General features: G+C 62.7%; 5 protein-coding genes. 3 read left to right on the top strand and 2 right to left on the bottom strand.

The features are described from left to right. On the bottom strand, positions 1 to 1,369 hold a 1,369-nt coding region (hrpB, locus tag OQK_RS14720), incomplete at its 3' end, for an ATP-dependent helicase HrpB (RefSeq protein WP_038860964.1). A 110-nt stretch (positions 1,370 to 1,479) separates the two neighbouring features. Between hrpB and OQK_RS14715 the strand changes: the two genes are divergently transcribed. Both OQK_RS14715 and OQK_RS14710 read left to right on the top strand, forming a co-directional pair. Continuing rightward, entirely contained in the window at positions 1,480 to 1,899 is a 420-nt protein-coding gene (locus OQK_RS14715) for a hypothetical protein (protein WP_016773056.1), read from the top strand. A gap of 13 nt (positions 1,900 to 1,912) precedes the next feature. Continuing rightward, positions 1,913 to 2,821, top strand: coding sequence for a cation diffusion facilitator family transporter (locus OQK_RS14710; RefSeq protein ID WP_016773055.1), 909 nt, complete (start codon positions 1,913 to 1,915; stop codon positions 2,819 to 2,821). A gap of 27 nt (positions 2,822 to 2,848) precedes the next feature. Here the strand turns inward: OQK_RS14710 and OQK_RS14705 are convergent, their stop codons facing one another. Beyond that, positions 2,849 to 3,784: a DUF6515 family protein gene (locus OQK_RS14705; RefSeq protein WP_016773054.1), complete on the bottom strand. Its 936-nt coding sequence runs from the start codon at positions 3,782 to 3,784 to the stop codon at positions 2,849 to 2,851. A gap of 450 nt (positions 3,785 to 4,234) precedes the next feature. Here OQK_RS14705 and OQK_RS14700 point away from each other — a divergent pair. Next, positions 4,235 to 4,503, top strand: a 269-nt coding sequence (locus OQK_RS14700; protein ID WP_038861213.1) for an Lrp/AsnC family transcriptional regulator, incomplete at its 3' end; no start/stop codon positions are given.

Below are 4,503 nucleotides of genomic sequence, written 5' to 3'. Positions count from 1 at the left end.
CGCCGCGCAGGATATCGCGCTCGCCGAGCAGCGCCGCCACATCGCAGGCCATTGCCGCCAGCCCCAGCGCCTGACCGCGCAACAGCAAATGCGCGATGCGCGGATGCGCCGGCAGTTCGGCCATGGCCTGGCCGTGGGCCGTCAGCGTGTCGCCGTGCAAGGCGCCGAGGCGTTGCAGCAGATCCTGCGCTTGGGCATACGCGGCGGCGGGCGGTATGTCGAGCCAGACCAGTTCGCCCGGGGTCACGCCCCAGCGTCCGAGTTGCAAAGCGAGGCTGGCCAGATCCGCCGAGAGAATTTCTGCGCTGCCATAAGCCGCCAGTTGTTCGTGCTGATCCTGCGACCACAGGCGATAGCACACGCCCGGCTCCAGTCGCCCGGCGCGGCCGGCACGCTGGGTGGCGCTGGCCTTGGAAATTCGTTGCGTGTCGAGGCGGGTCATGCCGCTGCCCGGATCGAAACGCGGCACCCGCGCCAGCCCGGCATCGATGACCACGCGCACGCCGTTGATGGTCAGGCTGGTCTCGGCGATGTTGGTTGCCAGCACCACTTTGCGCTGACCGGGCGGCGCCGGATCGATCGCTGCACGTTGCGCATTGAGGTCGAGTTCGCCGTGCAACGGGCACAGCAAAACGTCTTTGCGCTCACCGATAACGTCGGCCAATTGCTGATGCACGCGGCGGATTTCCGCTTGTCCCGGCAGGAACACCAACAGGCTGCCGGTCTCGTCGTGCAGCGCTTCGAGTACGGTTTGGGTAACGCGCTGGTCGATGTATTCACCCGGTTGGAACGGCCGGCCCCAGCGCATCGTCACCGGGTACATGCGCCCTTCACTGCGCAGGATCGGCGCGTCATCGAGCAAGCCGGCCAGGCGCTCGCCTTCGAGGGTCGCCGACATCAGCAGAATCTTCAGCGGCTGTTCAGCGCGAAACAGCTCGCGACCGTTCAGACTGAGCGCCAGCGCCAGATCGGCGTCGAGACTGCGTTCATGAAATTCGTCGAAGATCAGCAGACCCACGCCTTCCAGCGCCGGGTCGTCCTGCAAGCGCCGGGTGAGGATGCCTTCGGTGACCACTTCGATACGCGTCTTCGGGCCAACCTTGCTGTCGAGGCGGATGCGATAGCCGACGGTTTCACCGACCTGCTCGCCGAGCTCGCTGGCCAAACGCTCCGCCGCCGCCCGCGCAGCCAAGCGCCGTGGTTCGAGCATGACGATGGTCTGCCCGACCAGCCAGGCCTCGTTGAGCAAGGCCAAGGGCACGCGGGTGGTTTTACCGGCGCCGGGCGGTGCTTCGAGCACGGCTTCGTGGCGTGACGCGAGGGCTTCACGCAGGGCGGGTAAAACATCGTCGATCGGCAAAGAAATCATGCTGGCTCCCAAACAGAGGGCCGAGTATAACGGCGAACTGTCTGACGTTCGTCAGGGTCTTAACTTCACAAGACGAAGCTTCGTTATTTGATGACTCAGGAGACATTTCCATGCGCTTACCCTCTCGCCTGATCGGCGGTGTTCTGGTTGCCACCCTGCTCACGCAACTGTCGGCGTGCGGTTCGATTTTCTACCCGGACCGGCGTGGCCAGATCGACGGCAAGATCGACCCGGCGATTGCCGTGCTCGATGCCGTCGGCCTGCTGTTCTACATCATTCCCGGGCTGATCGCGTTTGCCGTCGACTTCGCCACCGGGGCGATCTATTTCGAACCGGGCCACACCGCGCAGATCGATCCGGCCAAGCTCAAGCAAGCCATTGGCCCGGATGGACAGGTCGACAATCACAAGTTGCAGGCGATTCTGGAAAGCGAACTGGGCCGAGATTTTCCTCTGGATGATCCGCGCCTGATCCAGCACAAGGGCAGCACTCAGCAACTGGCGATGTTCGGCCTGCAACCGGCCGCTTGAATAAGGACGTTCAATGACCTCCAGCCCCGAACACGCCCGCCTGCTGCGGCTGGCGACCCGCGCCTCGGTGGCGGTCGCGTGCACGCTGATCATCGCCAAAGCGATTGCCTGGTGGCTCAGCGGATCGGTGAGCATGCTCGCCGGCCTCACCGACTCGGCGCTGGATGGCGTCACCTCGATGCTCAATCTGCTGGCGGTGCATTACGCACTGCGTCCGGCGGATGACGATCACCGTTATGGCCACGGCAAAGCCGAATCGTTGGCGGGCATGGCTCAGGCGTTGTTCATCGGTGGCAGCGCGGTACTGATCGCGTTTCAGGCCTACCAACGCTTGCAGACGCCGGAACCACTTGGCGCACCGTGGCTGAGCATCGGTGTGATCGTGTTTTCCCTGCTGCTGACTGCCGCGCTGCTGATGCTGCAACACCGGGTGATCAAGCAGACCGGCTCCAACGCCGTGCGTGCCGACTCGCTGCATTACCGTTCGGACCTGCTGCTCAACGGCAGCATCCTCATCGCGCTGGTGTTGGCCGGGATGGGTTTTGCGCAACTGGATGCGTGGTTTGGCCTGGGGATCGCCGCCTACATCCTCTGGAGCGCGATCCAGATCGCCCGGGAGAGTTTTTCAGTGTTGATGGATGAGGAACTGCCGACCGATGTCAGCCAGCACATGCTCGAACTGGCGTGCAGCGTGCCGGGGGTGCTCGGTGCACATGACCTGCGCACGAGGATTTCCGGCAACCACTGGTTCGTGCAATTGCACCTGGAATTGCCGGGCGAACTGACCCTGTCAGTCGCCCATGGCATCAGCGACCAAGCGGCGGCGGCAATACACAAGGCTTATCCCAGAGCCGAGGTACTGGTCCACGCCGATCCTGTAAAAGCAGCCACAAGCGAAAAGCCTCTAGCTTCAAGCTTGTAGCTTGCAGCTTGCAGCTTGCAGCTGCCCCTATCTGACCTGATAACCGCGACTGCTCAGGCAGTTGCCCTGCGCCTGGCGATAGGCCTGAACCACTTCGGGTGCCGGTTGATAGGTCGCGGCGCGCGGGTCGAAACCGCTTTGCTGCACCGCGTACTGAGAGCACTGGTAACCGTCCTGCTGCACTTGCTGCGGCGACTGGCCGTTGGCCGGGTAGGCTTCGACGTCATAGCCCTGAGCTTGCGGTTGCGGCGGTTGCTGCAGCGGCGGCTCGACCACCACGTAATCCTGCGTCGCCTCTTGATAGGCGTAATACGAGCCGGCGGCGAGGAACAGCAGCGAGCCGCCGATCCACACTTCACGGGCGTAATCCGGCAAATACTGGATGCGGATCCCGCGCGGTGGTTGCACGACAATGTAGCGCGGGCCTTGCGGGCGATACCAGTAGCCACCGGAATAGAAGTAATCCTGACCGCGATACGGCACGCGGTAATCACGATCCGGGAAACGATCGATCACATGGCCCGGACGATATTGCGGGCCCGGCCCCCAGCCATTGCCATGACCGTTCGGCCGTCCCGGCCAGCGGTTGTCATCGGGACGTGGCCGCGTCTGCCACTGCTGATTGTGGTAACCGTTCTGCGGGCGCTCGTCGCGGTAGTAACCCTGACGCGGCTCCTGAGTCTGGTGCACGGCGTCGGGTCGCGGCTGGATCGGCAGGTTGTTGCCCGGCTGGCGAGGCGGTTCTGGACGATCATCGACACGGTTGCGGTTCTGCCATTGACCGTCATTGTTATGCGGCTGGCCGTTGTGCTCGAACTGACGGCTGTTGTCGCCACGGATGATCCCGTCGTTCTGCGGCCCGTTGCCCGGCCCACGATTCTGCGGCTCATCGGCCAGCGCTTGCGCACTGACACCCACACACAGCAAACCAACACCGGCCAGACGCCAGATGCGCGAATTCATGCTTTTCCTCACTGCGGGAGCCTGTCGTTGGCAGGGCTTGTTGCTGAGACTCGAAACAGCCCCACCGGGTTCTGCAACAGGTTATCAGTCGCGCGACTTATTTATTGAGGCGCCAAAATGAAATCGCAGGCAAGAAAAAAGGGAGACCCGTCGGCCTCCCTTCTGGAGAACTTCGTCCTGGCTCGACGCTTTTGACGTCGGCTCACCTCACCCCGTCTTCTGGACAGTGTGCAGCTCGGGGGCCGGCACATCCCCGGTGGGGGTGGCGGCCGCGGCAGGCCTGATTGGGCGGGCCGCGTGGACTGTGTTACCGAGCAGTGATTCTGGTGATAAGAATAGGCCTGAAGCCGCGACAGAGGATTGCGAAAATTGCTCAATTAAACACCGCTTGCGCAATTTTTAACCCTGGATAGATAATCCGCCGCAATAGTTACGACCAAGGACAGATTGATGAGCAAACTCGACCGGTATGACCTGAGTATTTTGGCGGAATTGCAGCGCGACGCCCGTATCTCCAACCAGGAACTGGCCGAACGCATCGGTCTGTCGCCATCGCCTTGCTCGCGCCGGGTCAAGCAACTGGAAGACGATGGCTATATCTCGCGCCAGGTGGCGCTGCTCGATCGCAAGATGCTCGGCTTGAGCCTGACCGCGTATGTGCTGATCGGCATGGACCGGCACACGCCGGAACGCTTCGAGAATTTCGAAGCGGCAATCCG

It is taken from the genome of Pseudomonas sp. R62 (genome assembly GCF_000257605.1).
In the GTDB taxonomy this organism is placed as follows: Bacteria; Pseudomonadota; Gammaproteobacteria; order Pseudomonadales; family Pseudomonadaceae; genus Aquipseudomonas; species Aquipseudomonas atacamensis.
Note: the sequence above shows the minus strand (reverse complement) of the source record. Positions and strands in the feature narration are given on the sequence as shown.

What these genes read in the sequence shown, in the direction of transcription:
- OQK_RS14715 (WP_016773056.1), top strand. Translation starts at nt 1,480, where the DNA reads ATGCGCTTACCCTCTCGCCTGATCGGCGGTGTTCTGGTTGCCACCCTG.
- OQK_RS14710 (WP_016773055.1), top strand. Translation starts at nt 1,913, where the DNA reads ATGACCTCCAGCCCCGAACACGCCCGCCTGCTGCGGCTGGCGACCCGC.
- OQK_RS14705 (WP_016773054.1), bottom strand. Translation starts at nt 3,784, where the DNA reads ATGAATTCGCGCATCTGGCGTCTGGCCGGTGTTGGTTTGCTGTGTGTG.